Annotated in this window: 23 protein-coding genes; 14 read left to right on the top strand and 9 right to left on the bottom strand. The window is 61.5% G+C overall.

What is annotated here, in order from left to right:
* The first annotated feature begins 67 nt into the window (after nt 1–67).
* The 3 genes from B0D78_RS04680 to B0D78_RS04670 all read left to right on the top strand — a co-directional run bounded on the left by B0D78_RS04680 (nt 68) and on the right by B0D78_RS04670 (nt 4,085).
* Nucleotides 68–1,951 (top strand): DEAD/DEAH box helicase, encoded by a 1,884-nt coding sequence (locus B0D78_RS04680; RefSeq protein WP_078015831.1) that lies wholly within the window; start codon nt 68–70, stop codon nt 1,949–1,951.
* A 100-nt stretch (nt 1,952–2,051) separates the two neighbouring features.
* Nucleotides 2,052–3,581: a glutamine-hydrolyzing GMP synthase gene (guaA, locus tag B0D78_RS04675; protein ID WP_078015830.1), complete on the top strand. Its 1,530-nt coding sequence runs from the start codon at nt 2,052–2,054 to the stop codon at nt 3,579–3,581.
* A 114-nt stretch (nt 3,582–3,695) separates the two neighbouring features.
* On the top strand, nt 3,696–4,085 hold the full coding sequence (locus tag B0D78_RS04670) for a bleomycin resistance protein (RefSeq protein WP_078015829.1): 390 nt from the start codon (nt 3,696–3,698) through the stop codon (nt 4,083–4,085).
* Between the two features lie 61 nt (nt 4,086–4,146).
* On the opposite strand, the gene B0D78_RS13585 is transcribed toward B0D78_RS04670, so the two are convergent.
* Complete coding sequence (locus B0D78_RS13585) at nt 4,147–4,326, bottom strand: hypothetical protein (RefSeq protein WP_446737330.1); 180 nt, start codon at nt 4,324–4,326, stop codon at nt 4,147–4,149.
* A gap of 270 nt (nt 4,327–4,596) precedes the next feature.
* Here B0D78_RS13585 and B0D78_RS04660 point away from each other — a divergent pair, with 270 nt between their 5' ends.
* Nucleotides 4,597–5,760, top strand: coding sequence for a helix-turn-helix domain-containing protein (locus B0D78_RS04660; RefSeq protein WP_078015827.1), 1,164 nt, complete (start codon nt 4,597–4,599; stop codon nt 5,758–5,760).
* 114 nt (nt 5,761–5,874) lie between these two features.
* Here the strand turns inward: B0D78_RS04660 and B0D78_RS04655 are convergent, their stop codons facing one another.
* The 7 genes from B0D78_RS04655 to B0D78_RS04625 all read right to left on the bottom strand — a co-directional run bounded on the left by B0D78_RS04655 (nt 5,875) and on the right by B0D78_RS04625 (nt 12,062).
* Nucleotides 5,875–6,621: an energy-coupling factor ABC transporter ATP-binding protein gene (locus B0D78_RS04655; protein ID WP_078015826.1), complete on the bottom strand. Its 747-nt coding sequence runs from the start codon at nt 6,619–6,621 to the stop codon at nt 5,875–5,877.
* On the bottom strand, nt 6,618–7,394 hold the full coding sequence (locus B0D78_RS04650) for an energy-coupling factor transporter transmembrane component T family protein (protein ID WP_078015825.1): 777 nt from the start codon (nt 7,392–7,394) through the stop codon (nt 6,618–6,620). Before B0D78_RS04650 ends, B0D78_RS04655 begins: the two co-directional genes overlap by 4 nt.
* Before the next feature lie 16 nt (nt 7,395–7,410).
* A complete protein-coding gene (gene cbiM, locus B0D78_RS04645) occupies nt 7,411–8,019 on the bottom strand; it encodes a cobalt transporter CbiM (RefSeq protein WP_078015824.1) in 609 nt (202 codons plus the stop codon).
* A gap of 2 nt (nt 8,020–8,021) precedes the next feature.
* On the bottom strand, nt 8,022–8,522 hold the full coding sequence (locus B0D78_RS04640) for a hypothetical protein (protein WP_078015823.1): 501 nt from the start codon (nt 8,520–8,522) through the stop codon (nt 8,022–8,024).
* Between the two features lie 5 nt (nt 8,523–8,527).
* Nucleotides 8,528–9,319, bottom strand: coding sequence for a DUF4198 domain-containing protein (locus B0D78_RS04635; RefSeq protein ID WP_078015822.1), 792 nt, complete (start codon nt 9,317–9,319; stop codon nt 8,528–8,530).
* A gap of 501 nt (nt 9,320–9,820) precedes the next feature.
* Complete coding sequence (locus B0D78_RS04630; protein WP_078015821.1) at nt 9,821–11,704, bottom strand: heavy metal translocating P-type ATPase; 1,884 nt, start codon at nt 11,702–11,704, stop codon at nt 9,821–9,823.
* A gap of 139 nt (nt 11,705–11,843) precedes the next feature.
* Entirely contained in the window at nt 11,844–12,062 is a 219-nt protein-coding gene (locus B0D78_RS04625; RefSeq protein ID WP_078015820.1) for a cation transporter, read from the bottom strand.
* 187 nt (nt 12,063–12,249) lie between these two features.
* On the opposite strand from B0D78_RS04625, the gene B0D78_RS04620 reads away from it, so the two are divergent.
* The 3 genes from B0D78_RS04620 to B0D78_RS04610 all read left to right on the top strand — a co-directional run bounded on the left by B0D78_RS04620 (nt 12,250) and on the right by B0D78_RS04610 (nt 14,103).
* A complete protein-coding gene (locus B0D78_RS04620; protein WP_078015819.1) occupies nt 12,250–12,633 on the top strand; it encodes an ArsR/SmtB family transcription factor in 384 nt (127 codons plus the stop codon).
* A gap of 145 nt (nt 12,634–12,778) precedes the next feature.
* Nucleotides 12,779–13,504 (top strand): HAD family hydrolase, encoded by a 726-nt coding sequence (locus tag B0D78_RS04615; protein WP_078015818.1) that lies wholly within the window; start codon nt 12,779–12,781, stop codon nt 13,502–13,504.
* A 98-nt stretch (nt 13,505–13,602) separates the two neighbouring features.
* Nucleotides 13,603–14,103, top strand: coding sequence for an arsenic metallochaperone ArsD family protein (locus B0D78_RS04610; RefSeq protein WP_168170007.1), 501 nt, complete (start codon nt 13,603–13,605; stop codon nt 14,101–14,103).
* Between the two features lie 152 nt (nt 14,104–14,255).
* Here B0D78_RS04610 and B0D78_RS04605 read toward each other — a convergent pair whose 3' ends face one another.
* Nucleotides 14,256–15,431, bottom strand: a complete 1,176-nt coding sequence (locus B0D78_RS04605; RefSeq protein ID WP_205948264.1) for an alanyl-tRNA editing protein — start codon at nt 15,429–15,431, stop codon at nt 14,256–14,258.
* A gap of 212 nt (nt 15,432–15,643) precedes the next feature.
* Here B0D78_RS04605 and B0D78_RS04600 point away from each other — a divergent pair, with 212 nt between their 5' ends.
* The 7 genes from B0D78_RS04600 to eno all read left to right on the top strand — a co-directional run bounded on the left by B0D78_RS04600 (nt 15,644) and on the right by eno (nt 23,810).
* Nucleotides 15,644–16,198 carry a biotin transporter BioY gene (locus B0D78_RS04600; protein WP_078015816.1) on the top strand — a complete coding sequence of 185 codons (555 nt, stop codon included), beginning with the start codon at nt 15,644–15,646 and terminating at the stop codon, nt 16,196–16,198.
* A 197-nt stretch (nt 16,199–16,395) separates the two neighbouring features.
* On the top strand, nt 16,396–16,671 hold the full coding sequence (locus B0D78_RS04595) for a GNAT family N-acetyltransferase (RefSeq protein WP_205948263.1): 276 nt from the start codon (nt 16,396–16,398) through the stop codon (nt 16,669–16,671).
* An 86-nt stretch (nt 16,672–16,757) separates the two neighbouring features.
* Entirely contained in the window at nt 16,758–17,834 is a 1,077-nt protein-coding gene (locus B0D78_RS04590) for a M24 family metallopeptidase (RefSeq protein WP_078015815.1), read from the top strand.
* A gap of 174 nt (nt 17,835–18,008) precedes the next feature.
* A complete protein-coding gene (locus B0D78_RS04585; RefSeq protein WP_078015814.1) occupies nt 18,009–20,087 on the top strand; it encodes a sodium-translocating pyrophosphatase in 2,079 nt (692 codons plus the stop codon).
* Nucleotides 20,088–20,197: 110 nt separating this feature from the next.
* Nucleotides 20,198–21,937 carry a DNA primase gene (dnaG, locus tag B0D78_RS04580; protein WP_078015813.1) on the top strand — a complete coding sequence of 580 codons (1,740 nt, stop codon included), beginning with the start codon at nt 20,198–20,200 and terminating at the stop codon, nt 21,935–21,937.
* Between the two features lie 88 nt (nt 21,938–22,025).
* Entirely contained in the window at nt 22,026–22,322 is a 297-nt protein-coding gene (locus B0D78_RS04575; protein WP_078015848.1) for a S4 domain-containing protein, read from the top strand.
* Nucleotides 22,323–22,529: 207 nt separating this feature from the next.
* Nucleotides 22,530–23,810: a phosphopyruvate hydratase gene (eno, locus tag B0D78_RS04570; protein WP_078015812.1), complete on the top strand. Its 1,281-nt coding sequence runs from the start codon at nt 22,530–22,532 to the stop codon at nt 23,808–23,810.
* The last annotated feature ends 1 nt before the right edge of the window (nt 23,811 follow it).

The following is a 23,811-nucleotide window of genomic DNA, read 5'->3' as shown; positions in this document are numbered from 1 at the left end:
AGCGCCTGGGCCGCGGCATGGCTCAGGCGCCGTTATGCGTAATACACACGGAAGGAGTTGAAAAAGCATGGAGGAAAATAAAGAGGGGGGCTATCCTTTTTATCCGTGGCAGCTGGAAGCCTGGGGCGAGCTGACGGATGACGGCGGAACGCCCCTCAGCGCCGTGCTGTCGGCTCCGACCGGAGCGGGAAAGACCATGGTGGCCTACCTGTGGGCCGGCCTCGTCGACGGCGAAGGCCGCCCGCTCACCGATCGCAGCGGCTGCGACCGCGTCATCTTCACCGCGCCCATCAAGGCCCTCAGCAACGAGCGCTACATGGAACTGCTCAAGATGGGCTTCGACGTCGGGCTGGAAACCGGCGACTTCAAAAAGAACGACGGCGCGCCCGTGATCTGCTGTACGCAGGAGATCTACGATCTCAAATACGCGGGCTGCGACCGCATCCGCCTGATCATCGACGAGTTCCACTACATCTTCAGCGAAAACGAGCGCAGCCGCGCCTACATCGACGGCCTGCGCAAGACCCATCCCGCCGTGCCCATCCTCGTCATGTCGGCCACCTTCGGCCAGCCCGAGGAGATCCGCGGCTACCTCGAGCGCGTCATGGAGCGCGATTTCGAACTGTATCTCCTCAAGGAGCGCGCCACCAAACTGACCTACCTCAGCCACGCCCTCAGCGCGCGGGAGATCCACGACGCGCTGGTCTTCGCCTTCTCGCAGAAAGGCGTGCACCAGGTTGCCGACCTGATCGCCGCGCAGCGCATGGACATCGACAAGGACCGCAAGGCCCGTCTGCGCGACTTGGCTTGGATCCTCGAAGTGAACGTCGTGCAGAAACACCTCTACAAAGGCGTCGGCGTCTATTACGGCCGCCTGCTGCCCAAGGAAAAACTGCTCGTCGAGCGTGCCTACCGCGAGCGCATCATCGACGTGGTCGTCGGCACCGACGCGCTGGCGCTGGGCGTCAACCTGCCGGCCGAGACCGTCGTCTTCGCCCAGACGGTCAAGTATTTCGACCGCCGCCCCCTCACCAAGACGAGCTTCAGCCAGATGGCCGGACGCGCCGGGCGCAAGGGCCTGTTCGACGAAGGCTTCGTCAGCTGGCTCGCCGATTCCCCCGTGGAATCCCGCGGCGTCGACACCGGCGAGATGTTCAAGGCGCTGGAGCGCACCGGCGACGAAAAGGCCATGATCGAGCTGCGCCCCGACTTCGGCGCCATCCTCAAAAAACGCAGCACCGTCGAGAACGAAGCCGAGATCGTCGCCCGCTACTCGCTGCCCCAGCTCCGCACCAAGACCGTACTCGAAGAGATCCGCGACGCCGTGCGCCGCATTGATTCCAGCCTCGGCCTGCTGGCCCCCGGGCGCAAGGAAATGTTCAAGCGCATCCTCGCCGACGTGTGGTACGGCGAGATGGAGATCGACCAGAATCTGGAAATGGCCGACCTGTTCTTCCGCGGCGCCGGCAGCGGCGACGAATACGTCCATCCCGACGGTTTGATCGCCGCCGAGCTGTTCCAGAAGTACGAAAAGAACTTTTTGCAGGCCCTGCTGCGCGTCAAGCGCTACAACAACTCGCTGCCCGACGAATACAAGTTCAACGGCATGGACAAGGTGGAGCGGGCCATCGAAGAGATCGACCCCACCGTTTTCGGCTTCGAAGACCGCATCCTCGAAATGGACAACACCGCCGTCGACCTGCCGGAAGCGGAAGTCCGCCTGGTCCCCAGCGACCGCGTGCGCCTCGAAAAGCGCCGCCGCGTCCGCAAAAAAACGCCTCCCGCTCAGAAAACTCCGCCCGAAAAGAAGGACGGGGACGCCGGAGCGAAGAAGAAAAAGCGCCGCGGCCACCGCGGCGGCCGTCGCCGCAGCGCCAAGAAAAAACAGCAGATCCAGGAAGCGCTGAACGCCGCGGAAGAGCAGCGCGTTTTTCCGCTCTTTTCGAATTAAACGAAACGGGGCTTCCGCGTTTATGCAAACGCCGGAGAACCCGTCCCTTGATATAATAAATCGAACGCCAACTTTTCCCGATTCGCGAAAGGAGTTCTTCATGGACAACATCGTCATTCTCGACTGCGGCTCGCAGTACACCCAGCTCATCGCCCGCCGCGTGCGCGAAATGAAAGTGCACAGCGAGATCCTGCCCTGGGACGCGACGATCGAACAGATCATGTCGCGAACTCCCACCGGCCTGATCGTCTCCGGCGGCCCGCGCAGCGTGCTCGAACCCGATTCGCCCCGTCTGGCCGAGGGATTTTTCGACCTCAGGCTGCCCATCCTCGGGATCTGCTACGGCATGCAGCTGGCCGCGCTCCAGTACGGCGGGACCGTGCGCCGCTCCGCCGCCCGGGAATACGGCCGCGCCACGCTCGTCGTCACGGACGGCAAATGCCCGTTCTTCGCCGGCGTGCCCGAGCGCTCGCGGGTGTGGATGAGCCACGGCGACGACGTGGAAAAAGTCCCCGCCGGTTTCGTCCCCACCGCCGTGTCCGAAGACGGCGTCGTCGCCGGCATGCGCACGCCCGACGACCACATCACCGCCGTACAGTTCCATCCCGAAGTCTCGCACACCGAAAAAGGCGCGGAACTGCTCGGCAACTTCCTGTTCAAGATTTGCGGCTGCAAAGGCGACTGGGATCTCGGCGACTGGGCCGAGAAAATGAAAGACGAGATCCGCGCCACAGTCGGCGAAGACAAAGTCATCTGCGGCCTCTCCGGCGGCGTCGATTCCTCCGTGGCCGCCGCGCTGACTGCCGCCGCCATCGGCGACCGCCTGCAGTGCATCTTCGTCAACAACGGCCTGCTCCGCGCCGGCGAGGCCGAAGAAGTGCTCGCCAGCTACCGGCAGATGAAACTCAACGTCGCCTACGTCGACGCCAGCGAGAAGTTCGTCAAAGGGCTGGCCGGCGTCATCGACCCCGAGAAGAAACGCAAGATCATCGGCGAGACCTTCATCCGCATCTTCGAGGAAGAAGCCCGCAAGATCAAAGGCGCCCGCTGGCTGCTGCAGGGCACGCTCTACCCCGACGTGATTGAGAGCGGCCAGCGCAAGGGCGCCGCCGTCATCAAGAGCCATCACAACGTCGGCGGCCTGCCCAAAGACATGAACCTGTCGCTGCTCGAACCCCTGCGCGAACTGTTCAAGGACGAAGGACGCGCCGTCGGCCGCCTGCTCGGCGTGCCCGAAAACATCGTGCGCCGCCATCCCTTTCCCGGCCCCGGCCTGGCCGTGCGCTGCCTCGGCGATATTACCAGGGAAAAGCTCGAGATCCTGCGCGCCGCCGACAAGATCTATCTGGAAGAGATCAACAAAGCCGGACTGTACGACGAGATCTGGCAGGCCTTCGCCGTGCTGCTGCCTGTCTACGCCGTCGGCGTCATGGGCGACGAGCGCACCTACGCCCGCGTCTGCGCCCTGCGCGCCATCACCAGCCGCGACGGCATGACCGCCGAATGGTACCGCATGCCCCACGAAGTGCTGGCCCGCGCCTCTACCAGAATCTGCAACGAAGTCCGCGGCGTCAACCGCGTCGTCTACGACGTCACCAGCAAACCCCCGGCAACGGTGGAGTGGGAATAACGATCTAAATACACTGCTCCTCAGAAAAAGCCTCCTAACATTTCTGTGCTGAGAGGCTTTATGGATATAGAGCGAGACGGATGAAATTGAGGCTTTTAGGGCGGTGCATGAGATATGAAATTCAATTCTTTAATCCCTGAGTTGACCGTTGAGGATATCGAAAGGACGAAGAAGTTCTATACGCACGTGCTGCGATTCAACATTGAGTATGAGCGTCCTGAAGATAAATTCGTCTTTTTGTCTTTGGGGGAAAATCAGTTGATGTTTGAACAGGACAACGGCGGCTGGAACACGGGCGTCCTGGAGTATCCCTTTGGCAGAGGCGTGAACTTTGAGATGTCCGTTTCCAATGTGGAAGAGCTTTACGATAGAGTGATAACTGCGGGGATCGAGCCGTTTAGAAGATTGACGACGAATTCTTACAGAAGCGGGACGGAAGAGATCGTTCAGAAAGAGTTTTTGGTTCAGGATCCTGACGGATATTTATTGAGATTTACAGACTGACGAGAAAAGCGCATGGCTTGAAGAGCAAAAAATCCTTCAGCCATGTGCTTTTTTGTGCTTGTTAAAATATCAGTTTGAGGAACTGCTTTGAGGCGCGCGCTGGATATACCAGACGGGGAGCTGCGAGATATTTTCGCGCGGGAGGTTGGCCGGGGGCATGGATCAAGCGCCGTCCGATTTCCGCGAAAGAAACTCCTTGCGCCAGACATTTTTCGACGTTTTTGCGATCCGACAACGTCAAACGCTTTCTCAATGCTCATCCACCTTGTAAGGTATACCATACGAGAAGTTGGAGGATTGGGGGCGTTCCGCTTTAAAATGCGTCAGAGAAATTGCGTCAGACTTAACGCACCATCGAAGCTTTCAGATTAGATGCAACGATGGCTCGCGGTTTATATTATAGTTGCTTTGACGTTCAGCGGATATAAATGTTTTAATGTAAAAACGTAAAATATTTATTGACATATCTTGAGAGCTGAGCTATACTTAAGCCCAAAAGGAGGCTGATGAAATGTATGAGATAGCGGACTTATTTGATATGCGCAGCGCTGTCGGAGCGAAACTCGAATCGATGTTGCTTGAACGCGGTTTTACGAAAGCTGGTTTCTGCAAGGCCGCGGGCATATCGCGCCCGACTTTGGACAAGCTTTTGTCCGCAGGCATTACGAACAAGACGAATTACGAAAAACATATTACAAAGGTTCTTGACGGTTTGAAAATCTCCGCAGATATGTTAATGGGAAACAGCCCGAATCGATTCAATCAAACCCGGCTCCTGAAGCAGCTTCTTCGAGTTGACGAGAAGCAGCTGGCCGAACGTACGGGAGTATCGACGGCACGACTGAAAGAAATCGAAGCCGGCGCAAAAGCTGAGATCTCTGAACTTCGCGACCTTGCCTATGCCTTGCGCACAGGCGTGCGGAGCCTCCTGGGGACGAATTATTTCCCACCTCAAATAGCAAGGTGGAAAGCGTCCCTTGACCGTTGCAGCGCAGGAGAGGAATTGGCGGAAAACGGGTTCTGGGGGCATATTGGGATTCTCCCCTCATCTTCCGAGAAATATCTTTGGTATCCGATTACCGGAACCACGCGAAGCATGGTTTATGGTTGGATCGGGCACGGATATCTTGTCATCCCTTGCATGAATAACAAAGTTCTTTTGATCAATACAAGCAATGTCAATAGAATTGTTTTACTTGACGATGGTTGTGGTGCGCCTAGTTCATGCACCTGGGATTCGTCTGTCGACGAGGGGGAGGTTCCACCAGTCATCTACGAGTCATTGAGTGATTACACGTATTACGAAGAGACCGAAGAACAAATACCGGAAAAACTTATCTCTCCAAATCTGTGCAAAGTGATGGCCAGTTACGTCGAGAAAGATGACGGTACAAGCGACGCATTATTATCTGAGGGAGCAGTCGTCTGCTGCTACGCCGACGGCAAAACGGAGCGGTATAACATCGATTTTGGTCAAGAGCAATCCTTGAGCTTGGAGATCTCATTAATCTACGAATTCGGCGACGAAGCTTCTGACGAACGTTTTTTGTTCTTTCATGATGAAGATGGCGCAGAGAATTTTCTAAATAAAGAAAAGATATCGATTATTGAACTTCCGTTGTTTAATATAGAAGAGGCTATTTGCAAAGAGCAGGAAGAGGCGCTCGCAGAATAAAACAGGATAGAAAAGGAGCGATAGCAGAATCATGCCGCTATCGCTCCTTTATTTTTTGATGCCGAGAAAACTGTGGGCGTACATTGAAATATCTGATCAAGAAATCGTGTCGAGTTAAGTGGCGGAATACCGCAGCGGCAGTTCGAGGCCGTTGCGCTCCAGCAGCCCTTTGTCGCGGAACAGGTCGGGCAGAGGCCCTTCCGCGGCGACGGCTCCGTCGTAGAGCAGCGCGGCGCGGCTGCACACGTCGAGCGCCATGTCGAGGTCGTGCGTGGTGAGGATCAGCGGCTGGGACAGCGCGCGCAGCGTTTCGACGACGCGCCGCCGCGCACGCGGGTCGAGCGCCGCGGTCGGTTCGTCGAGAACGATCACCTGCGGTTTCATGACGAGGATCCCAGCCAAAGCGGCCAGACGCTTTTCGCCGCCGGAAAGGCGGTGCGGCGGCCGTTCGGCCAGATGTGCCGCGCCCAAATGTTCGAGCATTTCCAGCGCCTTGCGATGCGCCTCGCCGGCGGGCACGCCGCGGGCGACGAGGCCGAAGGCCACGTCGTCGGCGACCTGCGGCATGAAGAGCTGGTCGTCCGGTTCCTGAAAGATCAGGCCGACGGCTTGGCGCAGCTCTTCCGTGCCGGCGGACCGTCCGTACAGCCGGATCTCTCCCTGGCGGGCGGCGATGCCCCCGGCCAGATGAAGCAGCAGCGTCGACTTGCCGGAGCCGTTGGGGCCGACGAGCGCGAGCTTCTCGTTTTCGCGCAGGCCGAACGATACGCCGTTCAGCGCCTTGTGCCCGTCGGGATAGCTGTAGTGGAGCGCTCGCACTTCCAGCGGGCAGGTGGATTTTTCCGATTGAGCCGGATTCATTGAAAGCCTCCCGAAAAATCGAGCGCCTGCGCCGCTGCGAGCACGACCGCGCAGAAAACGGTCAGCGCCGTGTCGCGCGTTTTCCAGCGGAGCGGCTGCGCCGCGGCGAAACCTGCCAGACCGCCGCGACAGTTCAGCGCCAGCATCATGCGTTCCGAGCGGTCGGAACTCTGCAGCAGCGCGCTCGCCGCCATGAAAGCGAACACGCGCCAGCGCAGCGTCCCCTTCAAGTGCGGCGAGCGTCCCGCGCCGCGCGAACCGCTGCGCAGATTGACCGCCTGCAGGGCCGTGGCCATGCGCTCGGCCAGCAGATAAATGCCGCGCAGCGTGAGCAGCAGCAGAACGCGCAGCTTTTCCGGGCAGCCCAGACGGGCGAGCGCGGTTTCGCAGCGCGCCGGTCCCATGGCCGCGATCAGCCGCAGCAACGCGACCGAGATCAGATTCAGCCTGACTGTGATGAGAAGCCCCTGACGGATCCCTTCGCGCGTGAACGGTCCCCAGAGCGTGCGCCCCGGCCAGGTCAGCGCCAGCAGGAACGTCATCGCCAGGCTGACCAGATTGAGCTGGCGCAGCGAGCGCAGCAAGGGGCGAAGCGGCCCGCAAAAAAACAGCGCCCCCGGCAGCAGCGCCGCGAACGCCAGTGCCGCCGGCCGGTCCAGCGCCGATAGCGTCACCGCGTAAGCTGCGGCGCAGAGTATCCGCGCGCGCGGATCGAAAGCGTCAAGCGGAGCGCGCGCGTTTTCCGCGAACAGTCCGCCCGTATCGAGACGCATTACCGCCGTCCTTTCGTCAGCGGTCGACGCCCGACAGGAACTCCGGGGAGACTTTTTTCAGCCACGCCACCATGAAGGCCGTGATCGCGCCCTCGACGAACGCGACCGGCACGTGAGCGAGAAAGACCACCTTTGCCAGGCCGAGAAAATTTTCGTCCGTGGCACCGAGGAACAACCCCACGCCGACGGCGCACAGCAGTACCGCCAGCGTGCCGGCGGCGAACGCCCAGACCGCGGCAACCGCGCCGCCCTGGCGCCGGATCGGCCGTGCGAAAATCAGATAGACCAGCAGCGCCGGCAACGCCACGTCCACCGTGTTGGGGCCGAGCACCGCCAGCCCGCCGAAGTGGAACAGCAGCGCCTGCAGGAGCAGCGCCACCAGCACTGCGGGAAAAGTCGACCAGCCCAGCACCAGCCCCATCGGCGCGATGAGCGAAAGGTGCGTCGAGCTGGGACCGATTTTGACGTTGACCAGCGACGCGAGGAAGAACGCCGACGACAGCAACGCCACGCGCACGATGCGCTCGGGCTTGAGCTTTTTCAGGCCCACGGCCGTGCCGGCCGCGGTGATGGCCCAGCCGGCCGCCAGCGCGCCTGTGGAGAGCACGCCTTCGCTGATATGCATGCTCAGGCCGCCTTTCCACGGCGTGCCAGCAGGACGAGCGCGGCGACGTTGAAGAGCAGGCTGACGCCGAGGGCGCAGCGGATCGCCAGATCCATGCCCTGAGGCACCGCGCTCTGTTCTTTGACGGCGAGGGCGGAGGACTTTTCGGAACCGCCGTCGAGGAATTCCTGCGTCACGCCGATTTCTGCCGTGCACTGATGGCCTTCGTCGTCCTTGACGATCACGCGCCATGTGCCGGGCACATCGGGAACGAACGCGAAGCGCCCGGCGGCGTCGGTGCGCCCCGACTGGTTGGCGAACTTCTCGTCGGCGGGCGAGAAGACCTTCGTCTCGAGGTAACTCATGGTTTCGCCGGTGGAATAAAAGAACTCCAGCGGCACCGAGGGCAGATCTGACTGGCGGTATCCCACGCCATGGGCGGAAGCGCGCAAACAACCAATGGAACCCGTCAGCGCGAGCCCCATCAGCAAAGTCGCGGCCGCCCTTTTCAAAAGCGCCGTCATGATCGTTATTTGACTTCGAAGAGCAGGAAAGAACGCACCGTGCGGCTGTCGTAGGTCCCTTCGACGCCGGGCAGGCCGTCCTGACGGGCGCGGACGCCCCAGAGGCCGGGCGCGGTGATCTTGATGAAGGCCGTGCCGCTCTCCGCCTCGGTGTAGTAGGCATAGGTGTTCTCATGCTCGGTGACGAAGCCGTCGTAAGTCGCCCAGACGGGGCCCGTATAAGGCTGACCTTCGAGTACGACCTTCACCTCGAAGAACTCGCCCACCTTGGCGTCGGCCGGATTGGTCACGGGAATGACTTCCAGCGGATGGCCGACGGCGGTGGCGAAGTTCTTGTCGTCTTTGGAGGCGTTGAGGATCAGCTTGGCGTATTTGTCGTGCTTGACTGCCGATTTGACCTTCAGCCCCTGAGCTTCGAGATCCTTGCGCGCCCCCGATTTGCCGCCCTCGTTGGTGACGCTCCAGACGCCGCCGTCCTTTTCGGCGACGACGATCAACGACTCGCTGGCCTTGACTTCCGGCACCGTGAAGTCGATGCACAGCCCCTTTTCGTTGCCGGTCAGCGGCTGGGCCATCAGCTTGCCGTCCACGAAGGGACCGGCCTTGACGCGTTCGAGACTTTCCACTTCTTCGGGGACGATGAACTTGTGTCCGGAATGCACCGACACGGCCAGAGGCGCGCCTTCCTTGACCTCGCCGTTGGCGCGCAGCACCAGTTCGTGAGCCATGGCCGCGCCGGAAAGAACCGAGACGAGAAGCGCCGCCGAGAACAGGGAGAACGTTTTGCGCTGAGACATGAAATGCTTCCTCCTTAGATTTTGAAAAGATTGTGTTGAGCCGCGGAGATTCCGCGGCCCGAAAGCGGAAAATCGCCGCTTGGAAATGGCGTTTCCGTCATCGTGCTACGACGCAATAATATCATAACGCCAATTTGTGTCAAGGTGAGTAAAGAGCGTGTCACGCCTTGCTCGGAGCTCGCGGCTTTTTGAGCGCGCGGCGGAAGGTTTTCCCGAAACGACGTCGGCGCCGGCGGACGAAGAACCTTTCGTGGGATGTGCCGGTCCTCGGCGGCGGAAATCGCTCCGCCCGACTTTTAGGGGCTAAAAGTCGGGAGAAATAGTCATGAGGGCTTCGCGTCGAACGTTCGCCATGAAAAAAAGCGCCCGACAACTCAGCGGCTGTCGGACGCTCCACGCCGCCCGGTTCTAGAAGAAATCGTGTTTTTTTGTTTTTCCCCGCGTCTTGCTATGGTACCTTTGCCGTGGAACAGGCCCTTTGAGGCGCGCCCGTTTTTGCCTTCACAGGTTTTTGACGAACAGCGCGCGGATCGCGTTGAGCACCGCCAGGACCATCACGCCGACGTCGGCGAAGACGGCCAGCCACATGTTGGCGAGTCCCAGCGCGCCGAGCGCCAGGCAGGCGAGCTTGACGCCGATGGCGAACCAGATGTTCTGGCGCACGATGCCCAGACATTTGCGCGCGATCCTGATCGCTGTGACGATCTTGAGGGGATCGTCGTCCATCAGCACGACGTCGGCAGCTTCGATGGCGGCGTCGCTGCCCATCGCGCCCATGGCGATGCCGACGTCGGCGCGCGAGAGCACGGGCGCGTCGTTGAGCCCGTCGCCGACGAAGGCCAGCTTTGCGCCGATGGGCTGGCGTGACAGCAGCTCCTCCACCTTGGCGACTTTATCGGCGGGCAGCAGCCCGGCGTGGAACTCGTCGACGCCGAGTTCCCGGGCCGTCTGTTCGGCGGCGGGGCGGCGGTCCCCCGTGAGCATGACGGTCTCTTTCACGCCGGCGGCGCGGAGGCGGACGATGGCCTCCCGAGCGTTGGGCTTGACCACGTCGGAGATGACGATGTGTCCCGCGTACTTGCCGTCGATGGCCATGTGCACGATCGAGCCGGCGCTGCGGCAGCGGATGCAGGGGATGCCGAGACGTTCCATGAGTTTGGCGTTGCCGGCGGCGACGGAGAATCCATCCACGACGGCGGTGACTCCTTCGCCGCTGATCTCGCGGATGTCGGCGACGCGGGCGCGGTCGATGGGTCTGCCGTAGGCGAGGCGCAGCGACGTGCTGATTGGATGCGGCGAGGCGCTTTCGGCCAGCGCGGCGAACTCGAGCAGGCGTTTGCGCTCGATGGGGCAGTGATGCACGTCGCTGACTTCGAAGACGCCCTGCGTGAGCGTGCCGGTCTTGTCGAAGACGACGCACTTCGTGTTCGCCAGCGTTTCCAGATAATTGGAGCCTTTGACGAGCACGCCTTCGCGGCTGGCGCCGCCCAGACCGGCGAAGAACGTGAGCGGGATGCTGACGACCAGCGCGCAGGGGCAGCTGATGACGAGAAAGGTGAGGGCGCGGTAGAGCCAATCGCCCCAATCGGGGGAGAGTCCCGTCGCGAAAAGACGCGCCAGCGGCGGCAGCACGGCCAGCGCCAGAGCGCCGCCGCAGACGGCGGGGGTGTAGACGCGGGCAAACTTGCTGATGAACTCTTCGGATTTGGACTTGCGCGAACTGGCGTTCTCGACCAGGTCGAGGATTTTCGAAACGGTGGATTCGCCGAACTCGCGCGCGGTTTTCACCTTGAGCGGGGTGGTCATGTTGATGCAGCCGGAAAGGATCTCGTCGCCAGGGCCGGTCTCGCGCGGCACGCTCTCGCCGGTCAGGGCGGATGTATCGAGCGTCGAGCGTCCCTCGGCGACGACGCCGTCGATGGGGACTTTTTCGCCCGGTTGAACGACGATGACCGCACCGGGCGCGACCTCGTCGGGATCGACGCGCTCGAGGCGGCCGCCCCGCTCGACGTTGGCGTAGTCGGGGCGGATATCCATGAGGGCGCTGATGCTGCGGCGGCTTTTGCCGACGGCGTAGCTCTGGAACAGCTCGCCGGTCTGGTAGAAGAGCATGACGGCGATGGCCTCGGTGTAGTCGCCGTCCTCGTAAACGGCCAGCGCCATGGCGCCGAGCGTGGCCACGGCCATAAGGAAGTTCTCGTCGAAGAGCTGGCGGTTTTTGACGCCCTTGAGCGATTTGCCGAGAATGTCGTAACCGACGGTCAGATACGGCACGAGATAAAGCAGAAAGCGCGCCGCGCCGGCGACGCGCGCGAAGTGCAGGGCGCCCATCATGACCGCGGCGGCGAGGATGCGCAGCAGCATGCGAAGCTGTTTCCGGTTCATGGCATATTCCTCCACAAAACTTTCCGCCGCGAGACGGCGCGGGAAAGGCGATTCGATTTATATCGTGCGCTGAGGCGTGGCGCGGCCCCAAACGACCTTTGCGGAAAATTGTTTTCGGCGTGAAGGGCGCGGCGGACGGTCAAAAGAAGATCTCGCAGTCGTCCTCGACTTTTTTGCAGCTTTTCAGCACTTCGGGCATGACGGCCCGGGGATCCTGGCCGTCCTCGAACTCCACGTTCATTTTCAGCAGCATGAAGTTGACGCTGGCGTCTTTGACGCCGGGCGTGCCCTTGGCGGCCTGCTCCATCTTGTTGGCGCAGTTGGCGCAGTCCACTTCGATCTTGTAGCTCTTTTTCATGGTCGGCGGCTCCTTTTCGATGAGGTGAGATAAACGATTAAACAAATGCTTATTCGTTAATGAGATTTTATCCCGACGCGGCGATCCTGTCAACCCTCAGCCGGAGACGCAGAAAAAAGATTCGCCGCGGGAGCTTTTCAGCGGCGAATTTTTATGGTAAATAGAATGAAGAAAAGGAGGCGATTCCATGCCGCCAGTCCATCTGCCGCACCGGCACGGCCAGCCCGTCGAGGAGTTCTGCGCCGGAGCGCCGTCCGTAGAGGAATTTCAGACTGTCGCCGACGTGTTCAGACAGCTCGGCGACGCCACGCGCGTGCGCATCTTCTGGCTGCTGTGCCACGGCGAAGAGTGCGTGATCAACATTTCCGCGCTGATGGAGATGTCCAGCCCGGCCGTGTCTCACCATCTGCGCTCGCTCAAGAGCGCGGGGCTGATCGTCAGCCGCCGCGAGGGCAAGGAAGTCTATTACAAAGCCGCCGCTTCCGAGACGGCGGCGATGCTGCACCGCGCCATCGAGGAGCTGATGTCCATGGCCTGCCCCTGCGCGCGGCGTCGCGGCGGGAACGGGTAAAAAACGGAGAGCCGCGGAGCGTTTCCGCTCCGCGGCTCTCCGTTTTTTCCGCCGTCGTGCCGAAGCGCGAAGACACGGGGGAACGCGGACGGTTTTTCTGGTACAATCGAAGCGGTTTCGGAAGAACTTCGGGGAGGCGGCAGGAATGTTCGACAGGAAAAAAGCGATCATCTTCGATCTGGACGGCACGCTGATCGACTCGGTGGGCGTGTGGAACGCCGTGGACGTCGAGCTGGTGAAGCAGATCGGCGGCGGCGAGCGGAACGGCGGCGATCTGCAGCGGCAGCGCGACGCCCTGCTGCGGGAGCGCGCTGCCAGTTCCGACCCGTACGGCGACTACTGCGCTTATTTAAAGGAAAAGTACGCTTCGCCGCTGACGGCGGACGAGATCCACAGCCGGCGCTACCGCATCGCCCGCGATTTCCTCGAAAACGTCGTCGATTACAAGCCGCGCGCCGACGAGTTCGTCAAGGCGCTGAAGGCGCGCGGCTTCCGGCTTGCCATCGCCACCGCGACGCGCCGCGGCACCGTCGATATTTACCGCACCGTCAACCGCAACATGCTCGCCAAAGCGCCGCTCGACGAGTATTTCAGCCCCGTCTACGCGCGCGAGGACGTGCGCGCGATGAAACCCGACCCGGAAGTGTATTTCCGTATCCTCGGCGACCTCGGCGCGGCGCCTGACGAGTGCCTGATCTTCGAGGACTCTCTGGTCGGCGTCGAATCGGCCCGCAACGCCGGCATCGAAGCCGCCGCCGTCTACGACCGCTACGCCGACGCCGATCGCGCCCGCATCGACGCCCTCGCCGATTACCGCCTCCGCGACTATGGCGCGGCGATCGAGATTCTAAAACGGGAAACGGTGGAGTGATTCCTTGCCGTTCGTAAGAAACGCCGCTTTATGGTAAGATGCGGCTGTCAGCGCTAAACTTTTCCCGAATGATATTTCAGCAGAAGGAGGAACCAATCATGCGCAAACTGGCCATTTACGAAGCCGCGGCCGAGTGGGACGACGAACAGGAGCTGGCCGATCTGGCTCAGTCGCTGGACGTGCTGACGCATCAGGGCGTCGAATGGGAACGCCACGACCTGGCTGAAGAGCCGGAGGCGTTCGAGGCGAATCCCGCCGCCGCGCAGTACCTGAAAGTGTTCGGCGCGGAGCGCCTGCCCGTCGTGCTGGTGGACGGCGTCGTCGTCATCGCCGGGCGCTATCCCGACGACGTCGATCTGATCGACTGGCTCGAGCTGCCGCCTGAGGTGCTGGGGTACGAATGGGCCGACGTCGAGGACCTGAAAGAAACGCACGGCGGTGGGAACGGCAGCTGTCGCGAACACGAGCACGAACGCCGCCGCCATCACGACGGCTGCGGCTGTCACGGTCACGAACACTATGCCGAAGACGGCTGCTCGGACGGCGCCGAAGGGCGCGAGCATGGCCGCGGGCATCATCACGGCTGCGGCCATCATTAGAAAGATCTGCTGTCCGTTCTTTTGAGCGGGCGGCGGAGATTTTTTGCGACAAACAGGGAGCGCCTCCGTCTTTTGGCTGGAGGCGCTCCCTGTTTGTTTTCGCGCGCTGATTCTTTTTCGGAATGTTCTATGGAGATTCTTTCGGCACATGATCACCGGAAAGTCGCTTCGAGCGCGCGCTCGATCTCGGCGCGCCCGGCGAAGAACGTTCCCTGCACGAGCGTGGGGTCGCCGCCGCCGCGGCCGTTCAGCTCTTTGTTGAGCGTTTTGACGGCCTCGCGCAGCACGGGGTCACCGGCGCAGATCACGTAGTTCCAGCCTTTTTTGCCGTTGTTCTCGGCGGGGGAGAGCACGGCCGCCGTTTTCGCCTTGCCGCCGGCAACGAGGGCGTCGCAGAATCTGCGCAGCTCGACGGGCTTGAAGCCTTCTTCGAACTCGATCAGCAGCCCGCCGCCGGCGGGGAGCTGGGCGGCGCGCAGCTCGAAATAGCGGCGCGCCAGCTCGGAAGCGCGGGCTTCCGCCGCTTCGGCGGCGGCGACGTACTGGCGCACGGCCTCGACGGTCTCGTAGGGCTTGGCGGAGAAGATGCGGCCGATCTCGCGCTCCTGCTCGTTCTTGCGCGCGTAGTCCTGCATGGCGAGACGGCCGCAGAGCATTTCGATGCGGACGCCGCCTTTGTAATGAGCCATGGAGACGAACTTGATCAGGCCGATCTCGCCGCTGCGCTCCACGTGGGTGCCGCAGCAGGCGCAGCGGTCGACGCCGGGGAATTCGACGATGCGCACGGCGCCGCTCAGCTCCTTTTTGCTGCGGTAATCGAGCGCCGCCAGTTCCTGCGGCGAGGGAAACGCGACGCGCACGGGCAGGTTGTCGTAAACGCGGGCGTTGGCTTCGCGCTCCAGTTCGGCGAGCTGCTCTTCGCTGATCAGTCCGTTGAAATCGACCGTGACTTTGTCGGCGGCCATGTGGAATCCGACGTTGTCGTAGCCGAAGCGCCTGTGGATCAGGCCGGAGACGATGTGCTCGCCGGAATGGGCCTGCATGTGATCGAAGCGCTTCTGCCAGTCGATGACGCAGTGCTGAGTGCTGCCGACTTGCAGCGCCCGGTCGGCGTAATGGATGATGTCGCCGCCGCGGCGGCGCGTGTCGCCGACGGACGCTTCGCCGATGGAGCCGCTGTCGGCGAGCTGGCCGCCGCCTTCGGGGTAAAAGGCGGTCTGCGAGAGCGTCACTTCGAAGCCGCTTTTGCCGGGCACGCAGCCGGTGACGACGGCGTCGAATTCCTTCACGTAGGGGAGCCGATAGTACAGTTCGTTCATCTCGTCCATGGAAAACCCTCTTCGATCAAAATGATTTCTTCCGCAGAGACAAATTATGCCACGTTTCGTGCCTTCGCTCAAGGCGCTTTGTCCGCGCCGAAAGATCGGGGCTTGTTCATTAATTGTCACCATTTAATATATTTATGATTGACAATTGATCCGGCCGGACGTATGATCGGGGCGCTGCACATTTTCGCGGAGACGGAGTGAAGACAATAACAATGGAGAAGAATCATGTCAGAAACATGGCGGCGATCGCGGCGATGACGGCGCTGATGTGCGTGCTCGGGCCGCTGTCGGTGCCCGTCGGGCCGATCCCTTTTTCCTTTCAGGTGTTCGTGGTCTACCTTTCGGTGTATGCGCTCGGCGCGCGGCGCGGCACCTTGGCCGTCGTCCTCTACCTGTTGATCGGTTTTGTCGGGCTGCCCGTGTTTTCGGGATTTGCCGGCGGAGCGGGCAAACTGCTCGGGCCGACGGGCGGCTTCCTCGTCGGTTTCATCCCGCTGGCGGCGATCAGCGGCTGGTTCATCGACCGCTCGGAACGCGTCGCCGCGCAGTTCGCCGGCATGCTGCTGGGGCTGGCCGTGCTCTATCTGTTCGGCGCGGCGTGGCTGGCGAAAGTCGCCAATCTCGGTTTCGACCGGTGCATGGCCGCGGCGGTTTATCCGTTCATTCCCGTCGACGCGCTGAAGATCGTGTTGGCGATCCTGCTTGGCCGGGGGCTGCGCCGCCGTCTGCGCGCCGCCGGGACGGAGGAAAAGTCCGAGGAACGCTGAGATTCAGAATACCGCACAACGCCTGACGGCGGTTGAGCCGTCAGGCGTTGTGCGGTATTGATGTTCCACGTGGAACATTGCCTGCCGGCCAACGGAAACGTTTCTTTTTGGAACAGGATCGCGGAATCGTCGCGCCTTTCCCGCAAAAAAACTTCATGATACAATGACGTCGTGAGTGATGGAAAGGGGGCAGCGCCGTGATCGAAATTGTCTTTGAAGAAACGAGAAAACGCACCGCCGCCTACGACGGCGAAAAGTGCGTAGGGCTGTGCGCCTATGCCGAAGACGGCGCAGTTTGGACCGCGTACCATACTGAAGTCGAGCCCGTCTATGGCGGGCAGGGCATCGCCGCGCGCCTGGTGGACGAACTGGTCCGGGCGGCCCGTGAGCGCGGCGTCAAAATCGTGCCGACCTGTTCGTATGCGCTCCGCCAGTTTGAGAAGACGACGGAGTACGACTCTGTCAGGGGATAAGGCGCGGCTTACGGACGACGCCCTGACGGCCGGGCGTGCGGAGAAGGTCTTTCGGGCCGGAGAGCCCCGAGGAGGAAAGAGGAATCATGAATCAACGGCGAATCGACAAGATCATGGCCAGTCTGAAAGATGCGGGGCTCACGCAGGCCCTGTTGAGCGATCCTTTCTCGCTGACCTACGTGACCGGCGACGACTTCCGCCCCGGCGAGCGCTTTCTGGCGCTCCTGCTGCGCGAGGGGCAGAAACCGGCGCTGTTTTTGAACCGGCTGTTCTTCGCCCCCCACGTGGCGGCGGAAAACATCGTTCCCTACGACGATACCGAGCGCGGCGCGCTCAAGGCCCTGCCCCTGATCGACCGTTCCCGGCCGCTGGGCGTGGACAAAAAAATGCCCGCCGAGTTCTTGCTCGAACTTCAGCAGGCGGACGCCGCTGCCGGCTACGTGAACGCTTCCCCCTGCGTGGACCGCGTGCGCGCCTGCAAGGACGCCGAGGAGATCGCCCTGATGACGCGCGCCTCGCAGATGAACGATCAGGCCATGCTGGCCCTTCGCGAGCGCGTCCGCGAAGGCGTGACGGAGATCGAACTGGCCGACGAACTGGCCGGTATCTACCGCGAGCTGGGCGCCGACGGCCTGTCGTTCCCGTCGATCGTCAGCTTCGGCGCCAACGCCGCCGATCCGCACCATTCGCCCGACGGCACCGTGCTGAAGCCGGGACAGTGCGTGCTCTTCGACATCGGCTGCATCAAAGACGGCTATTGTTCCGACATGACGCGCACCTATTACTTCAAGACGGCGAGCGCCAAGGACCGCGAAATCTACGAGATCACGCGCCGCGCCAACGAGGCTGCGGAAGCGGCGATGAAACCCGGCGTGCGCTACTGCGACTTAGACGGCATCGCCCGCAAGATCATCGCCGACGCCGGATACGGACCGTACTTCACGCACCGTCTCGGGCATTCCATCGGCCAGCAGGGGCACGAATGGGGCGACGTGAGCAGCGCCAACACGGAACAGGTCAGACCGGGCAACGTCTTTTCCTGCGAGCCGGGCATCTATCTTCCCGGCGAGACGGGCGTGCGTATCGAAGATCTGTGTCTGATCACCGAAACGGGCGTGCGCATCCTCAATCAGGTTCCCAAGGAGCTTCAGATCATCGAATGACGCCGACGCCGCGCCGGGGGGCGAGAATAAAAATCGTTTCGCCCTCTCTGCAGTGCGGAAAAAGTTTTTTATCGCTTGTATTTCGTCAGTGCGGCGCATATAATAATCAGGCTTTTATGGAAGATACAACGGCTCTAAAAAGAGTGGTTCTCAATTTCTAAGGAGGTCTGCGTAATGGTATCGTTTCTGTTTTGGGTACTGCTGCTGGTCGTGCTCGGCAGCGCCGTGCTCGCTCTGGGGTACGCGTTCATTACCTACGGTTTCGTCAAGAACATCGCCGTCGACGAAGAGCACAAAAAGGTGTCTGAGCTTTCCGACATCATTCACGAGGGCGCGATGGCGTTTCTCAACAGCGAATACAAATGGCTCGCGCCGTTTGTCGTCGTCGTCGGCGCTCTGCTGTGCACGTTCCTGAGCATTCCCTCGGGCGTGTGCTTCGTCTTCGGCGCGCTGTGCAGCGCTCTGACCGGCTACTGCGGCATGATCGTCGCTACCCGTTCCAACGGCCGCACGACCTTCATGGCGACCAAGAGCATGAACGACGCGCTGGGCGTCGCCTTCCGCGGCGGCTCCGTCATGGGCATGACCGTGGTCGGCGTCGGTCTGGCCGGTGTGGTGCTTTCCTACGTGTTGTTCCGCGATGCGAACGTCATCACCAGCTTCGGCCTTGGCGCTTCGTCCATCGCGCTGTTTGCCCGCGTCGGCGGCGGTATCTACACCAAGGCCGCCGATGTCGGCGCCGACCTTGTGGGTAAGGTTGAAGCCGGTATCCCCGAGGACGATCCCCGCAACCCAGCGACCATCGCCGACAACGTCGGCGACAACGTCGGCGACATCGCCGGCATGGGGGCCGACCTGTTCGAGTCCTACGTCAACTCCATCATCGCCGCTATGGCCGTCGGCTTTGTGACCACGATGGCCGGCGACAGCGCCCCGCTTGGCCTGATGGGCGTGCTCTATCCTCTGGCGCTGGCGGCTCTGGGCATCGCCGCGGCGATCTTCGGTTCGGCCTGCGTCACCGGCAGCCTGGCCGAGGAGAACGACAGCAAGATGGGGCAGTTCGCCAGCAAGTATCTGTTCAAGTTCATGCAGACGGGCAACGCGACGGATCCCGCCAAGGCTCTGAGTCTGGGCACCTACATCACCGGCATCATCGAGATCGTCGGCGCGTTGATCCTCTCGCTGGTCCTGCTTCAGGACATCAAGATCTTCTTCGCCGTGGTTTCCGGCGTTGTGGCCGGCGTGGCCATCGGCATGATCACCGAGTATTACACCTCTGCCGATTACAAACCGGTGCAGAAGCTGGCCGGCACGACCGAGACCGGTCCTGCGACCGTTATCCTCGGCGGCATTTCTCTGGGCATGACCTCCACGGTGATTCCCGTGCTCCTGATCTGCGCCGCGACGCTGATCAGCTATTTCTTCAGCGGATTGTACGGCGTGGCCTGTTCCGCCGTGGGCATGCTTTCCATCACCGGCATGAGCCTCAGCGTCGACGCTTACGGCCCCATCTCCGACAACGCCGGCGGCATCGCCGAGATGTCCGAATTGCCCGAAGGCGTCCGCAATATCACCGACAAACTTGACGCCGTGGGCAACACCACCGCCGCCATGGGCAAGGGACTGGCGATCGGTTCCGCCGCCCTCACCGCGCTGTCGCTGTTCTCCGCCTACGCTCAGGCGGCTGGTCTGAGGTCGATCGATCTGAACAATCCTCACGTCATGGTCGGCTTGTTCCTCGGCGGCATGCTCCCCTTCCTGTTCAGCGCTCAGACCATTGCTGCCGTGCAGGAAGCCGCCGGCAAGATGGTCGAGGAAGTGCGCCGTCAGTTCAGGGAGCACCCCGGCATCATGGATTACAGCGAGAAGCCCGACTACAAAAAGTGCGTCGCCATTTCCACCGACGCTTCGCTGCATAAGATGATCGTGCCTGGCCTGCTGGCTATCGTCGTTCCCGTCGTCGTGGGCTTCGCTCTTGACGCGGAGGCTCTGGGCGGTCTGCTCGGTGGCGCCATCGTCACCGGCGTCATGCTCGCCGTTTACATGTCCAATGCCGGCGGCGCCTGGGACAACGCCAAGAAGTACATCGAATCGGGCGTGCACGGCGGCAAGGGTTCCGCCAACCACAAGGCGGCCGTCGTCGGCGACACCGTGGGCGATCCTTTCAAGGATACCGCCGGCCCCAGCCTGAACATTCTCATCAAGCTGATGACCGTCGTGGCTCTCGTTATCGCTCCTCTGATCATGAAGTAAGGGCGCGTTCTCGACAGGACGAAAAGAAAAAGCTAAAATAAAAGCGGGGAGGGCGCGAAAGCTCTCTCCGCTTTTTCTGTCGGATTTCAAAATCTGAGAGGTGAACGCTCATGGCCGACGAAATCGTCGCGAAAATAAAGGACGCCGTCGACATCGTGGAACTGGTGGGCGATTCGGTGCGGCTCGTGAAAAAGGGACGTAATTACAGCGGCCTTTGCCCTTTTCACGACGAGAAGACGCCGTCGTTCATCGTCTCGCCCGATCGCGGCACCTGGCATTGTTTCGGCTGCGGCAAGGGCGGCGACGTTTTCAGTTTCGTCATGGAAAAGGAAGGACTGAGCTTTCCCGAAGCGCTCGAATATCTTGGGCGGCGTGCCGGCATCGAGATCCCGCGGCGGAAAAACCGCGGGCAGACGACGGATCTCTATGCGGTCATGGAAATGGCCGTCGACTTTTACCGTGCCGAATTGAAAGGCGCGGCCGGCGCCGTCGGCAAAGGCTATCTGAGCCGCCGCAACCTGTCCGCGAAGGATGCCGACGCCTTCGAACTGGGGTGGTCGCCGTCGGCGTGGCGGGCTCTGAACGACGCCCTGCGCCGCGAAGGCGTCACGCAGGAACAGCTGCTCAAGTGCGGGCTCGTGATCCAGGGCGAAAAGGGCTGCTACGACCGCTTCCGCGGACGCGTGATCTTTCCTATCCGCAACGTGTCCGGACGCGCCATCGCTCTGGGCGGCCGCATCGTCGACGGCGAGGGCGCCAAATACCTGAACAGCCCGGAAGGACCGCTCTACAACAAAAAGGAAAATCTCTATTTGCTGGACAAGGCCAAGAGCGCGATCCGCGAAAAAGGACGTTCGATCCTCGTCGAAGGTTACATGGACGCCATCCGCCTGCACATGCACGGTCACAGGGAGACCGTCGCTTCGCTGGGCACGTCGCTGACGGAAGAACAGGCGTCATTGTTGAAACGATTTGCCGACACATGTTATATCTGCTACGACTCCGACACGGCCGGGCAGAACGCGACGCTGCGCGGCATGTACATTCTGCAGCGCGCCGGGCTTCAGGTGTTCGTGGTGCTGTTCCCCGGCGGCAAGGATCCCGACGAGATGCTGCAGAGCGAAGGCGGCGAGGAACTCTTCGACAAGGCGGTGGAAGACGCCAAGCCGCTGGTGCTCCATCACATCGGCCTTTTCAAGGCGGCGGCCGAAAAAGAAGGTCAGGCCAAAGCGGCAGAAGAGCTGCTGGAGGGCATGGCGCAGCTGACGGCTGTGGAGCTGGCGCCTTATATGCAGGAGATCGGCCATGCCGTGGGGCTGCCCGATTATCAGCTGGCATCGGAACTGAACCGGCTGCGCCGCGGCCGCCGCCTCAGCCCTCGTACGGAAGAAAGCCTGGGCGGCGACATGCAGCCGCTCGAGCCCGAAACGGCCGTTTCGGAAACGCCGTCAAACTGCGATCCGGCGGAGACGGGGCTGCTTTACCTGCTCTGGATCAGCCGCGAGCTGCGTATGTCGGCATCTGTGGCGGAAGTGATCCGCATGTTTCAGGACCCCCGTCTCAAAGGCATCGCCGGTGCGTTGCTGACGGGCGAACAGCCGGAAAGCCTTGAGCATCGCTGGCTGGAGATGGGAGATCATTTTCCCATGTCGGCCATCTCCGGCGGCGCTTCGTTCTGCGACACGTTGTCCGGCACTGACATGGAAAAATGGCAGAAACTGAGTTCCGATCAGGGACGCCGAGTCAAACAGGCCCGCTACATTCAACTTAAAGCCATGATGTTCCGCGGCGAAGCCTCGCCGGAGGAACTGACCGAGTACTGGGCTCTGGCCGCGGAGCTGAAACGTTAATAGCTTCCTCATGAAAGATGAACACTTTGTGAAAAAACTGCTATAATAAAACATCGTTGTAATCTTCGGAAATGAGGCGATGCGCGTGATTCGACTGGACAAGTTCCTGAAGCTTTCGCAGCTGGTGAAGCGCCGCACCGCGGCGCAGGAAATGATCGAGGTCGGCGCGGTGCGCGTCAACGGCCGGAAGGTCAAACCGGCCAGCGACGTCAAAGCGGGGGACCTGATCGAGGTGGCTTTCCCCCGGCGCGTCATTATGGCCGCCGTCCTTGTGGACGACGAAGCGGCGCTTCGCCGCCGCGGTACGGTCGCCTGCGAGATGCGCGGCGAGCGGAGAGTCGAACCCGACGAGAATCCTTGGGAAGGAAGCGCAGGCGGGCATTAAGATACCGCGGCTCGCGTGAACGGTCGGCCGCTCTTTTTTGTTTTGCGCGGAGCATTGTATCCGAAAGTAAACCGCCGGGCGTTTCCGTGTCAAACGCTGTTTTTTTCCTGTTTGTCCTTTCTTCCTAACAGTTAACAATCCCGCCTCTTTGCGGCGATGCTTTTGTTTTCGGTACACGAAAAAATTCTGAGAGGAGTTTAAATTAAGATGAGCGCAATCGTAGGCGTACATGCAAGAGAAATCCTGGATTCCCGCGGCAATCCTACGGTCGAGGTCGAAGTCGGCCTCGAGACCGGCGAGATCGCGCGCGCCGGCGTTCCTTCCGGCGCCTCCACGGGAACGTTCGAAGCCGTGGAACTGCGCGACGGCGGCAGCCGTTACGGCGGCAAGGGCGTTCAGAACGCCGTCAAAAACGTCAACGACGTGATCGCTCCCGAGATCTGCGGCATGGACGCCGACGATCTTCGCGCCGTGGACCGCGTCATGCTCGATCTCGACGGCACGCCCAACAAGGGGCGTCTCGGCGCGAACGCCATCCTCGGCGTTTCCATGGCGGTGACCCGCGCTGCGGCCATGGACCATGACATGCCCCTGTGGGACTATGTCGGCGGCCTGAACGCCAAGACGCTGCCTGCGCCGATGATGAACGTCATCAACGGCGGCGCGCACGCCGACAACAACCTCGACATTCAGGAGTTCATGATCGTCCCCCACGGCGCCGAATCCTTCCGCGAGGCCCTGCGCATGGGCGCGGAAACGTATCACGCCCTGAAAAAGATCCTCGTCAAAGAAGGCTTCAGCACCGGGCTGGGAGACGAGGGCGGCTTCGCCCCGAACTTTTCCAGCAACCGCATGGGTTTCGAATATCTTGTCAAGGCGATCGAAGCGGCCGGCTACGAACCGGGCACGCAGATCTCGATCGCCTGCGACGTGGCCATCTCCGAACTGTACTCCGGGGGCACGTATCACTTCAAGGGCGAAGGGCGCGACTTCACGGCCGCCGAACTGGCCGATTACTACGCGCAGCTCTGCGCCGACTTCCCGATCGTCTCCATCGAGGACGGCATGAACGAGGAGGACTGGGAGGGGTGGAAGCTGCTCACCGAAAAGCTGGGCGGCAAAGTGCAGCTCGTCGGCGACGATCTTTTCGTCACCAATCCCGAACGTCTTGCCAAAGGAATCGAGAGCGGCGCGGGCAACTCGATCCTGATCAAGCTGAATCAGATCGGCTCCGTCTCCGAGACGCTCGACGTCATCGGCATGGCTCGTGATGCCGGTTACAGCTGGGTCGTGTCGCACCGTTCCGGGGAGACCGACGACAGCTTCATCGCCGATCTGGCGGTGGCGACCGCGGCCGGACAGATCAAGACGGGGGCCCCCGCCCGCATGGACCGCATCGCCAAATACAATCAGCTGCTTCGCATCGAGGAGGCGCTGGAAGGCGAAGCCCCCTACGCCGGGCTGTCCACCTTCCGCTGCGCCAGATGAA

Origin of the sequence: Pyramidobacter sp. C12-8, assembly GCF_002007215.1 — a bacterium.
Taxonomy (GTDB): Bacteria; Synergistota; Synergistia; order Synergistales; family Dethiosulfovibrionaceae; genus Pyramidobacter.
Note: the sequence above shows the minus strand (reverse complement) of the source record. Positions and strands in the feature narration are given on the sequence as shown.